Source organism: Rhodococcus sp. DMU2021 (assembly GCF_019641445.1).
Lineage (GTDB): Bacteria > Actinomycetota > Actinomycetes > Mycobacteriales > Mycobacteriaceae > Rhodococcus > Rhodococcus pyridinivorans.
Genome location: NZ_JAIFKB010000006.1, coordinates 86,569 through 99,659, shown reverse-complemented (window position 1 = coordinate 99,659; position 13,091 = coordinate 86,569). Strand labels below are relative to the sequence as shown.

The following is a 13,091-nucleotide window of genomic DNA, read 5'->3' as shown; positions in this document are numbered from 1 at the left end:
CGACGAGCGTCCGGTGGGCATACTCGGGGACATCGGAACGCGAACGGTCGGAGGAATCTGTGGCTCAGGGTTTGAAGTTGGGATACAAGGCGTCGGCGGAGCAGTTCGGGCCGCGCGAGCTGGTGGAGTTGGGTGTGTTGGCCGAGGCGCACGGGATGGATTCGGCGACGGTGTCGGATCATTTCCAGCCGTGGCGGCACAACGGTGGGCATGCGCCGTTCTCGTTGGCGTGGATGACCGCCGTGGGGGAGCGCACCGAAAGGTTGCAGCTGGGCACGAGTGTGCTCACGCCGACGTTCCGGTACAACCCGGCGGTGATCGCGCAGGCCTTCGCGACGATGGGGTGTCTGTATCCGGGACGGATCTTCCTCGGGGTCGGCACCGGCGAAGCACTCAACGAGATCGCCACCGGCTACGCCGGCCAGTGGCCGGAGTTCAAGGAACGCTTCGCCCGGCTGCGCGAATCGGTGCGGTTGATGCGTGAGCTGTGGCGCGGAGACCGGGTCGATTTCGAGGGCGAGTACTACACCACCAAGGGGGCGTCGATCTACGACGTGCCCGAAGGCGGCATCCCGGTCTACGTCGCCGCCGGCGGCCCGGTCGTGGCCCGCTATGCCGGACGCGCGGGGGACGGGTTCATCTGCACCTCCGGCAAGGGCATGGAACTCTACACCGACAAGCTGTTGCCGGCCGTCACCGAGGGGGCGGAGAAGGCGGAGCGGGATGTCGCGGGGATCGACAAGATGATCGAGATCAAGATCTCGTACGACACCGATCCGGACAAGGCGTTGGAGAACACCCGCTTCTGGGCACCGTTGTCGCTCACGTCGGAGCAGAAGCATTCGATCGATGATCCGATGGAGATGGAGGCGGCGGCGGATGCGTTGCCGATCGAGCAGGTCGCCAAGCGGTGGATCGTGGCGTCGGATCCGGACGAGGCGGTCGAGCAGGTCAGGGCGTATGTCGATGCGGGGTTGAATCATCTGGTGTTCCATGCGCCGGGTCATGATCAGAAGCGGTTCCTGGAGTTGTTCGAGCGCGACCTCGCCCCGCGCCTGCGCGCACTCACCTGACGTCCGACCCGCAAGGTGCCGCTTCTCCGCTGAGTAGGAGCGGCACCGAGCAGCCCGACACCCCGCGCGTGCTGCAGACCCATTCCTGACATCCCGCGACTCCCATGCCCGGCCGGACACCTCCGGCCGGGCGTGTGCGCGGGTACGCGGGACGGAGCAAAGTTTGCAGTTAGGGTGGAATCCATGAGTGCTGCTGCAGGGTCCGTCTCGAGCATCTACATCGCAGCTCCGGAAGGGGACACCGGGAAGTCGACGGTCGCCCTGGGCGTGCTGCAGACGCTGTGCGCGTCCACCGCCCGCGTCGGTGTCTTCCGTCCCATCGCGCGCTCCGACAGCGACATCGACTACATCCTCGAACTGTTGCTCGAACACACCACCGTCGACCTCGCCTACGAGGACTGCATCGGCGTCACCTACGACGACGTCCACGACGACCCGGACGCCGCGCTCAGCGACATCGTCGGCAAGTACCACGCGGTGGCGGACCGCTGCGACGCCGTCGTCATCGTCGGCAGCGACTACACCGAGATCGCCAACCCCAGCGAACTGTCGTACAACGCCCGCATCGCGGCGAACCTCGACGCCCCGGTACTGCTCGTCCTGCGCGGTTCCCGCCGCACGCCCTCGGAGATCGCCCAGCTCGCCGGTGTGTGTGCGAACGAGCTCGCGGGACAGCACGCGCATCTCGGTGCGGTGGTGGTGAACCGCTGCGACCCCCATGCACTCGACGAGATCGCCCGGGCTCTCGGCGACCGCACCGAACCGGTGTGGACGCTCCCGGAGGTGCCCGCACTGGTCGCGCCGACGATGGCCGAGCTGCAGACCGCGATCGGAGGCGAGCTCTACAGCGGTGACCCCGACCTGCTGCAGCGGGAAGCGCTGCGGATCATGGTCGGTGGCATGACCGCCGAACGGATTCTCGAGCGGCTCACCGACGGCGTCGTCGTAATCGCTCCCGCCGACCGCTCCGACGTCATCCTCGCGCTGGTCAATGCCAATGCCGCCGAAGGATTCCCGACGCTCGCCGGCATCATCATGAACGGGGGCCTGCTGCCGCACCCGATGATCGCGCAGCTCGTCACGGCCTTGAAGCCGTCGCTGCCGATACTCACCACCGAACTCGGCACCTTCGACACCGCCTCGGCTGCCGACCGCACCCGAGGCCGCATGGCCCTCGGCGCACAGCGCAAGATCGACACGGCACTCGCGCTCATGGAACGACACGTCGATTCCCGTTCTCTGCTCGACCGGTTGCGACTGCCGCGACCGTCCGTGACCACCCCGCAGATGTTCGAATACCAGCTCATCGACCGCGCGCGGGCCCAGCAGCGGCACATCGTGTTGCCCGAGGGCGAGGACGACCGCATCCTTCGAGCCGCCGGACGCGTGCTCCAGCGTGGCATCGCGAAGCTGACGATCCTCGGCGACGAGGCAGCCGTCCGCCAGCGGGCGTCGGAACTCGGGGTGGACCTGTCGCAGGCGCAGATCCTCGACCCGCGCACTTCCGAGCACGCCGACCGGTTCGCGGAGGAGTACGCGCGGCTGCGTGCCCACAAGGGCATGACCGTCGAACGTGCGCGCGAGATCATGCGCGACATCTCATATTTCGGCACGATGATGGTGCACCTGGGACTGGCCGACGGCATGGTTTCGGGCGCGGCCCACACCACCGCCCACACGATCCGCCCCGCCCTCGAGATCATCAAGACCGAACCGGGCGTCTCCACGGTGTCGAGCATCTTCCTGATGTGCCTCGCCGACCGTGTCCTCGCGTACGGCGACTGCGCCGTCGTCCCCGACCCGACCGCCGACCAGCTCGCCGACATCGCGATTTCGTCCGCCGCGACCGCCGCCCGGTTCGGCATCGACCCGAGGGTCGCGATGCTGTCGTACTCCACCGGCGAATCCGGTTCGGGTGCCGACGTCGACAAGGTCCGCTCGGCCACGACGTTGGTGCGGGAGCGGCGACCCGACCTGCTGGTGGAAGGTCCGATCCAGTACGACGCGGCGATCGAACCGACGGTCGCGAGCGCGAAGCTGCCCGGCTCCGACGTCGCCGGACGCGCCACGGTGTTCATCTTCCCGGACCTGAACACCGGCAACAACACCTACAAGGCCGTGCAGCGCAGCGCCGGTGCCGTCGCCGTCGGACCCGTCCTGCAAGGCCTGAACAAGCCGGTCAACGACCTCTCGCGGGGCGCCCTGATCCAGGACATCGTCAACACCATCGCCATCACCGCGATCCAGGCGCAGGAGGAAGACGCGTGAGCAGCCCGAACCCGGTCACCGCAGGCACCGTCCTGGTCCTCAACTCCGGATCGTCGTCGATCAAGTTCCAGCTGATCGAACCGGAGAGCGGAAAGTCGCTGGCGCACGGACTGATCGAGCGGATCGGGGAACCGGAGGGCCGGATCGTCTTCCACCACACGGCGGGGGCGGACGAACGCAACGACGCTATCGCCGACCACCGGACCGGACTGCGTGCGGTACTGGAGATGCTCGAAGGGCTGGGCCGTCCGCTGCACGAGGTGGGCATCGTCGCCGTCGGACACCGACTCGTGCACGGCGGCAAGGTCTTCTACGAACCGACCCTGATCGACGACGACGTGGTCCGCGCCGTCGACGAATTGTCGATCCTTGCGCCCCTCCACAATCCGGCGAACGTCGTGGGAATGGAGGTCGCGCGGGAGGAACTGCCCGACATCCCCCATGTGGGTGTCTTCGACACCGCCTTCTTCCACGGTCTTCCGCCGCACGCGGCGACCTATGCGATCGACCGCGACATCGCCCACAAGCACGACATCCGGCGGTACGGATTCCACGGTACTTCACACGAATACGTGTCGGGGCGTGCCGCGGAGTTCCTCGGACGCGACATCGCGGACCTGAATCTGGTTGTGCTCCATCTGGGTAACGGTGCGTCGGCGTCGGCGGTCGCAGGTGGGAGCCCGATCGACACCTCGATGGGACTGACCCCGCTCGAGGGTCTCGTCATGGGCACGCGCAGCGGCGACATCGATCCGGGTGTCGTCATGCACCTCAACCGGGCGGCCGGGTTGAAGGTCGACGCCATCGACGACCTGCTCAACCGGCATTCGGGCCTGAAGGGGCTGTCGGGTGTCAACGACTTCCGGGCTCTGCTGAAGCTCGTCGGCGAGGGCGACGAGGACGCGCGACTCGCGTACGAAGTCTACGTGCATCGCATCCGGAAGTACGTGGGCGCCTACACCTTCGAGCTCGGCGGCGTCGACGCGATCGTGTTCACCGGTGGGGTGGGGGAGAACAACGTCGACGTCCGGCGCGACAGCCTCTCCGGCCTCGACCGGCTCGGCATCGTCGTCGACGATGCGCGCAACACTGCCGACGACGACGGGGAACGCCGGATCTCGGCCGACTCGTCGCAGGTGGAGGTGCTCGTGATCCCCACGAACGAGGAACTCGCCATCGCCCGCGCGGCCGTGCAGTTCGCCCGGCGCTGACTTCTGATCAGGTCAAACTGCGCGGCCGGATCGCGTTCGCGAGGTCGACGAGGGTGTAGCGGTGTGTGCGGGAAGGGGCGTTGCGCGCCAATTGCCGCAGCGCCGCCTCGGTGCCCAGGCGGAGTCCCTTCTCGGTGAACGGTACGTCGAGGATGCGGTCGTACTCGCGACTCGATGCCCGTCCACTGCGCACCCATTCGAGCGCTGTCCCGAGGACCAGTGCGCGCATCTGCAGGGCGCGACCCTCGTCGGGAGGCAGCGACGCGATCCGGTGCGCGGCCTCGCGCAGATCCGCCTCGGAGATCTCCTCGACGCGACCGCCTCGTAACAGGATCAGCGCGGCGGTCATGGTCGCGGCACTGTGGTGCCGGGAGGTCGTGGGGACCTCGTCGAGCACGTCCACGGCGGCGCGGATCTCGTCGCGGGCGGTGAGGTGGCGTGCCAACCCGAAGGCCGCGCTGACGACGGCGTGATCGGTGCGCCACACGACCCGGTAGGACTGCTCGCAGAAGCGTCGCCACGCGTCGGGGTCGTCGCTCTCCCAATGCTGCAGCGTCAGTTCGGCGGTGGCCCCGAGTGCGATCTTCGGGGCGATCTCACCCGGAAGCGCGTGCAGCACCTTGTCGAACCGGGTGAACGCTGCCTCGTAGTCGTCCTGCAGCAGTTCGGCGATGCCGGCGTACCAGTCCATGCGCCAGTCGTCGCCGAACTCGCGCTCGAGGCGGGTGAGGATCTCCACCGCGCTGTCGACCTGCCCGAGATCGAGATGGGCGCGGACCTCGGCGAGGGTGATCTCCTTGGAGAACGACACGTCGGATGCTCCGACGACCCGCCCGACCCCGTTCTCGCGCGCGTGCCGGAGCGAGTCGAGGGTCTGCTGCGGTTCGCTGTGCACCGCGGCGGCGAGGAGCGCGGCACTCGGATCGTTGGGGTCGAGCAGGGGGACGGGCAGTGCCGCCGCGACATCCTGGCCCCGCAGTTTGGGGTCGCGCTCGATCCCGTCGGCGTACACGTCGGTGGGGACGAGTGCCTCGTCGGTGCCGAAGGTCGTGCGGGGCGGGCTGAACAGCCGGGACAGTCCGGGGTGTTCGGTGCCGAGTTTCTTCGACAGGATCTCGCGCAGCACACCGGTGAGCTGTCCGTGCAATTCGTCGGCGGACGAGAAGCGCTGCTGCGGATCGGGGTTCGTGGCCCGCAGGAGCAGGCGGTGGAAGGAGTCGAACTCGTCGAGCAGGGGAGCCTGCTCGGGGGTGGGCAGACCGTCGCGGTAACGGCCTTTGTCCGAGGGCATGTCGAGGGTGAGCACCGCGAGTGTGCGTCCGACCGTGTAGATGTCGCTCGCGACCGTCGGCCCGGTCCGGACGATCTCGGGTGCTTGGTATCCCGGCGTCCCGTACAGATAGCCGTATCCCTCGATCGCGGAGACGGCGCCGAGGTCGATGAGTTCGATCTGCTCGTCGGTGACCATGATGTTCTCGGGCTTGAGGTCGTTGTAGACCAGTCCGATGTCGTGCAGATACTGCAGTGCCGGTAGCACTTCGAGCATGTATGCGATGGCCTGCTCGACGGGGATGCGGTTCGGTGGGGGATAGTTGTCGAGCACGGTACGCAGGGTGTGACCACCCAGGTACTCCATGACGATGTATCCCATCGGGGTGCCGTCGGGTGAGGGGTGCTCGACGAAGTTGTAGATCTGCACGATGCTCGGATGGCTGACCTCGGCCAGGAACTGGCGTTCGGCCACCGCGACCGCCTGGGCCTCGGCGTCGCCACTCTGCAGCAGGCCCTTCAGCACTACCCAGCGGTCGCTCACGTTGCGGTCGATCGCGAGGTAGATCCATCCCAGTCCGCCGTGGGCGAGACAACCCTGCACCTCGTACTGCCCGGCGACGAGGTCCCCGCGGTGCAGGGCCGGAGTGAACTGGAAATGTGTTCCGCACTGGGGGCAATCACCTTCTGTGGGACCCGGCCCCGACGGGGTGCTGCGTCCCACCGGTTGTCCGCACTTCGCGCAGAACCTCTTGCCTTCGGAGACGTGAGGATCGCGGAGGACGGCGTCGACCGGATCCTTCGTGGTGGGGACCGGCACGTCGACGAGGCCGGCGATGCGGCGACGCTGGGTTCCGCGCGGCCGGATGCGGCGGTTCGACGAACGTTGGGAGGACGAACGCTGGGAGGACGAGCCGGACCAGATCGACGAGCGCTGGGTGGAGTCGGGCCGCGTGGCGGGGACGGGGCCGGGGCCGCGTTCGGTGGCGGGGCCGGAATCGGCCGACGGGGTATCGGCCGGTTCGGGTTCGTCGGACATGGCCGTCACTTCCGGTAGTTCGGTGTCGGGGGTGACGGAGTGGGACCGAGCACCCGCAGGTACTTCTCGTACAGCGCCGTCCACGTCCCGTCGGAGCGGATCCGTTCGAGGGTGGCGTTGACGAAGCGTACGAGCTCGTCGCTGCCCAGCCGGATTCCGATTCCGTACGGCTCCGATCCCAGGGAGGGGCCGACGAGTTCGAGATAGGGGTCCTGTGAGGCGAGTCCGGCGAGGATCGTGTCGTCGGTGCTCACGGCGTCGACCTGCTGTTGCTGGAGGACGACGAGGCAGTCGGCCCACGACGGCACGGTGAGGATCGACGCCGACGGCTGCACTTCTCGCATCCGGAGCAGCGAGGTGGTGCCCTCGACGATGCACACGCGCCGGCCGGCGAGATCGGCGGCGGAGCGGATGCCGGATCCCCGGACGACGAGCACGCGCTGCTGGGCTCGGAAGTACTCGGTGGAGAAGTCGACCTTCTCGCGTCGGGCGCACGTGATGCTCATGGTCTTCGCGACGATGTCGACGGTGGAGTCCTGCAGCGCCTTCTCGCGCTCGGCCGACGACAGGATGCGGTAGTCGACGAGGTCGGGATTGCCCAGGAGGTCGCGGGCGAGCTCACGTGCGATGTCGACGTCGAAACCGGTGATGCGCCCGGTCGCGGTGTCGCGGTAGCTCATGAGGTTGCTGCCGGTGTCGAGGCCGACGATCAGCCGGCCGCGCGTGCGGATCCGATCGATCGCAGGTCCGGTGGCGTTCGGATCCGGGGGAAGCGAGGCGGTGGGATCGCCGCAGTCGGGGGCGGGCGGTGTGGCCACCGACGACTCGAGCATCCGCGCGTTCTCGGGAAGCGGGAGAGAGGTCGTCGTCCCTTGGAGGCCGGGGGCGCGCGGTGGGGGGTCGGTCGCGCACCCGCCGGCGAGTGCGGCGACGACGCACAGGCCCGCGACGAGAACGCGCTCTCTCACTGGTACTCCTTCAACCGGGGCCGGAGACCGACCCACACGCCGACCAGCGCCACCGTCAGCAGCACCACCGACATCGGTGCGAGGCCGGCGAGGGTGCGGGAGGCGCGGAACTCGTTGTCGCGCAGTTCGGTGCGGGTGTCGTCGATTCCTTCCGTCAGGGCCGCATCGAGAGCGACGAACCGGGCGGTGGACTCGCCGGGACCTGCACCGACCGCGAGGACCGAGGCCGCTGCGTAGTCGCCGCGGACGAGGGCGTCGACCATGCGTGCATGCGAGTTGATCCATGCGTCGTGCGCCGACCGGGCGGTCTCCACTGCCTCGGCGCCCGCCTCGAGGGCGGAATCGCGACCGTACTCGTCGAGGATGTCGCCGAGCCGCGCCATGTTGGTCTCGAAGGTGTCGTCGTACGCGCCGGTCGTGTCGCGCCGGGCGATCAGCAGGGTCTCGGCGGTACGCGACTGCTGGGCGAGGATCCGGCCCTCGGTGAGATCGGCGAGCGGTGCCGCACCGCGCTCGATGGCGCGTTCGGTGGCACTCGACGAGGCCAGGCCCGCGACGAGCAACCAGCACAGCAGCGCGCCGGTCGCGCCGATCGCGACGAGGATTCCGGGATTGAGGGTGCGACGACTGCGGCGGCTCACGACGGCGTGCGCCACGCACAGGGCAGCGACCGTGACGAGGAGCAATCCGATCGCGAGCCAGGGCGGTCGCACCGCGTCGCGCTGGGTGTCCTCGACCGCGGCGACGCCGCGCGTGTGCAGTTCCTGCGCGGCGGGGAGCAGTTCGGTCTGCATCAGGTGCGAGGCCTCGCCGAGATATGCGGCGCCGACCGGATGCCCGGTGCGGTTGTTGGTGCGAGCCGTCTCGATGAGACCCGTGTAGACGGGCAGCAGCCGCCCGATCTCCGTCAGGTTGTGCGCGGTCTCGCGGTCGGCATCGGTCAGGCCGGTCGCCGCGATGACGAGATATTCCGCGGCCTCGTTGGTCGCCCGGATGTAGCGACTGCGCACCGCCTCCGGTTCGAGTCCGCCCGAGATGAAGCCCGTCACGGCGGCGGCGTCGGCCACCGACAGCGCGCTGTAGAGATTCTGGGCCGCGCTGGCGAGCGGCTCGATGGACGCGAGGAGACGATCGTGGGTGGCCTGCCTGCCGGACACCATCGTTGCGGAGACCGCTGCCGAGGCGACGAGCAGCACGGTGAGCACCACCCCGAGGACCACCAACCGGACCGGCGTGGACCGGAGCAGGGCACGAGCGTCGTCGAACCGGACGTCCGGAGTGTCCGTATCGGCGTCGTCGCGGATGTGGCTCTCGACAGGAGCGAAGGGAGGGGTGATCCGTACGTCCACCGGGCACTCCCTTCCTCGTGTCGAGCGGTCTGAGGGGAGCATATAAGCAGCCCGGCGGTATTGTTGCCGTCCACGGACGGCGGGGATCCGGTACCGGGCACAGGTCCGGGCGAGGGCGGGTCGGAGAGGCGGACGCAATGCGTGGAGACGGTGACGGCTGGGCGGTCGGACCGGACGGCGAGAAGCGCTGGGGACGGCACGGCGCCGCAGGTCTGCTGCTGCGCGCTCCGCTCGCGGACGGTCGCCCCGCGGTTCTCTTGCAGCATCGGGCGGCATGGTCGCACCAGGGCGGGACGTGGGCACTTCCCGGTGGAGCGCGCGACTCGCACGAGAGCACCGTCGACGCCGCCGTGCGGGAGGCCCACGAGGAGGCCGGCATCGATCTCGCGGCCGTGACGGTACGCGCCGAACGCGTCACCTCCGGTCTCGCGGGCGGATGGACCTACACCACCGTCGTCGCCGACGCCACCGAAACTCTCGTGACCAGTCTCAACCAGGAGAGCACCGAACTGCGCTGGGTGCCCGAACCGGAGGTCGAGGCGATGCCGCTGCACAGCGGCTTCGCCGAGGCGTGGCCGTCGCTGCGCACCTCACCGGTACGCATGCTGCTCGACACCGCGAACGTGCTCGGAGCGAGCGGCCCCACCGGATGGTGGCGCGACCGCCCCGGCGCGACGAGCGCCCTGCTCGCCGACCTCGCCGCGGTCCTGCCCCGCACCGTCGAAATTCCCGACGGGACGTTCGGCTGGGTCCCCCGCGTCGAAGCGGTCCTCGAAGGGCATGCCCGCGACGCGACGATCGACGACGTCCGGATCCCGGTGCACAGCGCGGACGGCAGCGGCGACGACGAACTGACCCGGCTGGCCTCCACCACGACGGCCGTGGTCGACCCCGGGGTGACGGTCGTGGTCACCGCGGATCGCGGCCTGCGCGCGCGGTTGCCCAGGGGCACGATCGCGATGTCGCCCTCGGCCGTGCTGGGCTGGCTGTAACGCCTCAGGTCGGGAGTGCGGCCTTCAGCGCCGCCGCGGCTGCCCGCGGATCGGATGCCTTCGTGATCGCCCGGACCACCGCGACCCGCGTGGCACCGGCGTCGAGCACCTCGGGGAGTCGCTCGAGATCGATGCCGCCGATCGCGAACCACGGCCGTGCCGGCTGCGACTGCGTGACCTCGCGCGTCACCTCCAGCCCCGCTGCGGTCCGTCCCGGCTTGGTCGGTGTGTCCCACACCGGCCCGGATGCGAAGTAGTCGACGCCCTCCTCGATGTCGGCGAGCGCAGCCTGCGCGCGGCTCGACGTCGAGCGGCCGATGACGATCTCGTCGCCGAGGATCTGCCGCGCGTGCCGCACCGGCAGGTCGCCCTGACCGAGATGCAGGATGTCGGCGCCCGACGCGAGCGCGATGTCGGCGCGGTCGTTCACGGCCAGGAGCGCACCGTGGCGTGCACACGCCTCGCCGATGATCTCGAGGGCGGCGAGTTCCTCGCGTGCCTCGAGGCGTCCGAACTTCTTCTCGCCGGCCGAGTCCTTGTCGCGCAACTGGACGATGTCGACCCCACCGGCGAGGGCCTCCTCGACGAACCGTGCGAGGTCGCCGGTGTCCCGGCGAGCGTCGGTGCACAGATACAACCGGGCGGTCGCGAGTCGGCCGCGCGGGTCGGGATGGTTGCCGCGATAGGTGGTCACGACCAAGACGGTAGCCTCTAAGCAGAAAGTGACGACACGGGAGTCCCGAGGTTCGCGGGGCTGAGAGGGGGCCTGCCGGCCCCGACCGTTATGACCTGACCCGGATCATGCCGGCGCAGGGAGTGAGGTGGACCAATGGCAACTGTGGCCGTCGTGGGTGGCGGAGTGATCGGGCTGTCGATCGCATGGCGCGCGGCCCGCTCGGGGCACATCGTGACCGTGCACGACCCGAATCCCGGCAGTGGCGCCTCGTGGGTGGCCGGCGGGATGCTGGCCCCGCTGTCCGAGGGCTGGCCCGGTGAGGACCACGTGCTGTCCCTGGGTGCGGCCTCGCTCGACCGCTGGCCCGGATTCGCGGATGCACTGCGCTCGGAGACCGGCGTCGACGTGTTCACCGCCGAGGAGTCGCTGACCGTCGCGCTCGACGCGGCGGACGCGGCCGACTTGCGGACCGTCGCCGAATGGGTCGGGGAGCGGGGGCACGAGATGCGTCTGCTCTCCCGTGCGGAGATCCGGGAGTTCGAACCGTCGCTCGGGCCGAAGGTGCGTCTCGGACTGCTCGCGCCCACCGAGTCGTCGGTCGACAACCGTACGCTCGTCGACGCCCTGCGCGTCGCGGCCACCGCGGCCGGGGTGCGTTTCTCCGACGCCGCCGTCCACGATCTCGCCGACCTTCCCGACGATCAGGTGGTGCTCGCCGCCGGCTCGGCGTCGGCGCGACTGTGGCCGGGCCTTCCGGTCCGTCCGGTCAAGGGCGAGATCCTGCGCCTGCGGGTGCGGCCGGGCGCGACCCCGCCGCCGCAGCGCACCGTGCGCGCGAGTGTCCACGGACGCCCCGCCTATCTGGTGCCCCGCCACGACGGCCTCGTCGTGGGCGCCACACAGTACGAGGCGTCCGACACACAGGTCACGGTGGCCGGGGTGCGCGATCTGATCGCCGACGCCGAGAAGATCTTTCCTGCGCTCGGCGAGTACGAACTGTTCGAGGCGAGCGCGGGCCTGCGCCCGATGACCCCCGACAACCTGCCGCTGATCGGCCGGCTCTCCGATCGTGTCGTCGCCGCGACCGGCCACGGCCGCAACGGTGTGCTGCTCACGCCGCTCACCGTCGACGCGGTGCTCGCCGAACTCGGTGGGCGGTCGCTGGCCGACGCGCAGTACGCCTGTCCTGGACGAATTACGGAAGCGAGTGTGGGATGACGAACGTGTCCGTGGGCATCACCGTCAACGGTGAGGACAAGTACTACGACGCGGCCCCGACCGTGTCACAACTGCTGAACGAGCTCGGTCTGCCCGAGAAGGGCATCGCGGTCGCCGTCGACGGTGTCGTGTGCCCGCGCGGCCGCTGGTCGGAGCCGGTCACACGCGGAGCGAGCATCGAGATCCTCACGGCGGTCCAGGGTGGCTGACACACACGATCCCGGCGCCGACCTGCCGCAGCTGACCATCGCCGGCCGCACCTTCGGGTCGCGGCTGATCACCGGCACCGGTGGCGCGGCGAACCTGGCCGTGCTCGAGGAGGCACTCGTCGCGTCGGGCACCGAACTGACCACCGTCGCGATGCGCCGTGTCGACGCGGCCTCCGGAACCGGTGTCCTCGACCTGCTGCGCCGCCTCGGCATCGAACCGCTGCCGAACACTGCCGGGTGCCGCGGCGCGAAGGAAGCCGTGCTGACCGCGCAGCTCGGGCGGGAGGCGCTGGAGACCGACTGGGTGAAACTCGAGGTCATCGCCGACGAACGGACGCTGCTGCCCGATGCCATCGAACTCGTCTCCGCGGCCGAACAACTCGTCGACGACGGCTTCGTCGTCCTGCCATACACGACGGACGATCCCGTCCTCGCGCGGCGCCTCGAGGACGTCGGTTGTGCCGCGGTGATGCCGCTCGGCTCGCCGATCGGGACCGGCCTCGGTATCTCGAACCCGCACCACATCGAGATGATCGTCGAGGCTGCGGGTGTGCCGGTGATCCTCGACGCGGGAATCGGAACCGCCTCCGACGCGGCGCTCGCGATGGAACTCGGTTGCGACGCCGTGCTGCTCGCGACCGCCGTCACCCGCGCGAAGGATCCGGCGCTGATGGCGTCGGCGATGCGTCACGCCGTCGAAGCGGGATTCCGTGCCCGGCACGCCGGCCGGATCCCGAAACGCTTCTGGGCCCAGGCATCTTCGCCGATGGAGCCGTGACCGGTACGGGAAACCCCTGAGCACCTTGGTGTTCAGGGGTT

11 protein-coding genes and 1 riboswitch are annotated in these 13,091 nt (G+C 69.4%); of the genes, 7 read left to right on the top strand and 4 right to left on the bottom strand.

Going from position 1 to position 13,091, the window contains the following annotated elements:
- Window positions 1-59: 59 nt before the first annotated feature.
- The 3 genes from fgd (at window position 60) to K3M35_RS11890 (ending at window position 4,552) form a co-directional block, all read left to right on the top strand.
- Window positions 60-1,073, top strand: coding sequence for a glucose-6-phosphate dehydrogenase (coenzyme-F420) (gene fgd, locus K3M35_RS11900; protein ID WP_220666452.1), 1,014 nt, complete (start codon window positions 60-62; stop codon window positions 1,071-1,073).
- Between the two features lie 183 nt (window positions 1,074-1,256).
- Complete coding sequence (gene pta, locus K3M35_RS11895) at window positions 1,257-3,341, top strand: phosphate acetyltransferase (protein WP_094981023.1); 2,085 nt, start codon at window positions 1,257-1,259, stop codon at window positions 3,339-3,341.
- Complete coding sequence (locus tag K3M35_RS11890; protein WP_006553664.1) at window positions 3,338-4,552, top strand: acetate/propionate family kinase; 1,215 nt, start codon at window positions 3,338-3,340, stop codon at window positions 4,550-4,552. The genes pta and K3M35_RS11890 overlap by 4 nt, the downstream gene beginning before the upstream one ends.
- Before the next feature lie 7 nt (window positions 4,553-4,559).
- Here the strand turns inward: K3M35_RS11890 and K3M35_RS11885 are convergent, their stop codons facing one another.
- From K3M35_RS11885 to K3M35_RS11875, 3 genes are read right to left on the bottom strand one after another with little or no spacing between them, the layout of a single operon-like run.
- Window positions 4,560-6,860 (bottom strand): serine/threonine-protein kinase, encoded by a 2,301-nt coding sequence (locus K3M35_RS11885; protein ID WP_198387757.1) that lies wholly within the window; start codon window positions 6,858-6,860, stop codon window positions 4,560-4,562.
- Window positions 6,861-6,865: 5 nt separating this feature from the next.
- Window positions 6,866-7,828, bottom strand: coding sequence for a transporter substrate-binding domain-containing protein (locus tag K3M35_RS11880; RefSeq protein ID WP_220666451.1), 963 nt, complete (start codon window positions 7,826-7,828; stop codon window positions 6,866-6,868).
- Window positions 7,825-9,177 carry a hypothetical protein gene (locus tag K3M35_RS11875; protein ID WP_006553660.1) on the bottom strand — a complete coding sequence of 451 codons (1,353 nt, stop codon included), beginning with the start codon at window positions 9,175-9,177 and terminating at the stop codon, window positions 7,825-7,827. Before K3M35_RS11875 ends, K3M35_RS11880 begins: the two co-directional genes overlap by 4 nt.
- A gap of 137 nt (window positions 9,178-9,314) precedes the next feature.
- On the opposite strand from K3M35_RS11875, the gene K3M35_RS11870 reads away from it, so the two are divergent.
- A complete protein-coding gene (locus K3M35_RS11870; protein ID WP_006553659.1) occupies window positions 9,315-10,169 on the top strand; it encodes an NUDIX hydrolase in 855 nt (284 codons plus the stop codon).
- A 4-nt stretch (window positions 10,170-10,173) separates the two neighbouring features.
- On the opposite strand, the gene thiE is transcribed toward K3M35_RS11870, so the two are convergent.
- Window positions 10,174-10,863, bottom strand: a complete 690-nt coding sequence (gene thiE, locus K3M35_RS11865; protein WP_033096181.1) for a thiamine phosphate synthase — start codon at window positions 10,861-10,863, stop codon at window positions 10,174-10,176.
- Between the two features lie 26 nt (window positions 10,864-10,889).
- Window positions 10,890-11,002: riboswitch (TPP riboswitch) on the top strand.
- Here thiE and thiO point away from each other — a divergent pair.
- The 3 genes from thiO (at window position 10,999) to K3M35_RS11850 (ending at window position 13,050) form a co-directional block, all read left to right on the top strand.
- Window positions 10,999-12,063, top strand: coding sequence for a glycine oxidase ThiO (gene thiO / locus K3M35_RS11860; protein ID WP_220666450.1), 1,065 nt, complete (start codon window positions 10,999-11,001; stop codon window positions 12,061-12,063). Its footprint overlaps the riboswitch before it by 4 nt.
- On the top strand, window positions 12,060-12,272 hold the full coding sequence (thiS, locus tag K3M35_RS11855) for a sulfur carrier protein ThiS (protein ID WP_006553656.1): 213 nt from the start codon (window positions 12,060-12,062) through the stop codon (window positions 12,270-12,272). The genes thiO and thiS overlap by 4 nt, the downstream gene beginning before the upstream one ends.
- Window positions 12,265-13,050 (top strand): thiazole synthase, encoded by a 786-nt coding sequence (locus K3M35_RS11850; protein WP_006553655.1) that lies wholly within the window; start codon window positions 12,265-12,267, stop codon window positions 13,048-13,050. The genes thiS and K3M35_RS11850 overlap by 8 nt, the downstream gene beginning before the upstream one ends.
- Window positions 13,051-13,091 lie beyond the last annotated feature (41 nt).

Coding starts and splice junctions, on each gene's coding strand:
- thiO (WP_220666450.1), top strand. CDS start 10,999: ATGGCAACTGTGGCCGTCGTGGGTGGCGGAGTGATCGGGCTGTCGATC.
- K3M35_RS11870 (WP_006553659.1), top strand. CDS start 9,315: ATGCGTGGAGACGGTGACGGCTGGGCGGTCGGACCGGACGGCGAGAAG.
- pta (WP_094981023.1), top strand. CDS start 1,257: ATGAGTGCTGCTGCAGGGTCCGTCTCGAGCATCTACATCGCAGCTCCG.
- thiS (WP_006553656.1), top strand. CDS start 12,060: ATGACGAACGTGTCCGTGGGCATCACCGTCAACGGTGAGGACAAGTAC.
- K3M35_RS11885 (WP_198387757.1), bottom strand. CDS start 6,860: ATGTCCGACGAACCCGAACCGGCCGATACCCCGTCGGCCGATTCCGGC.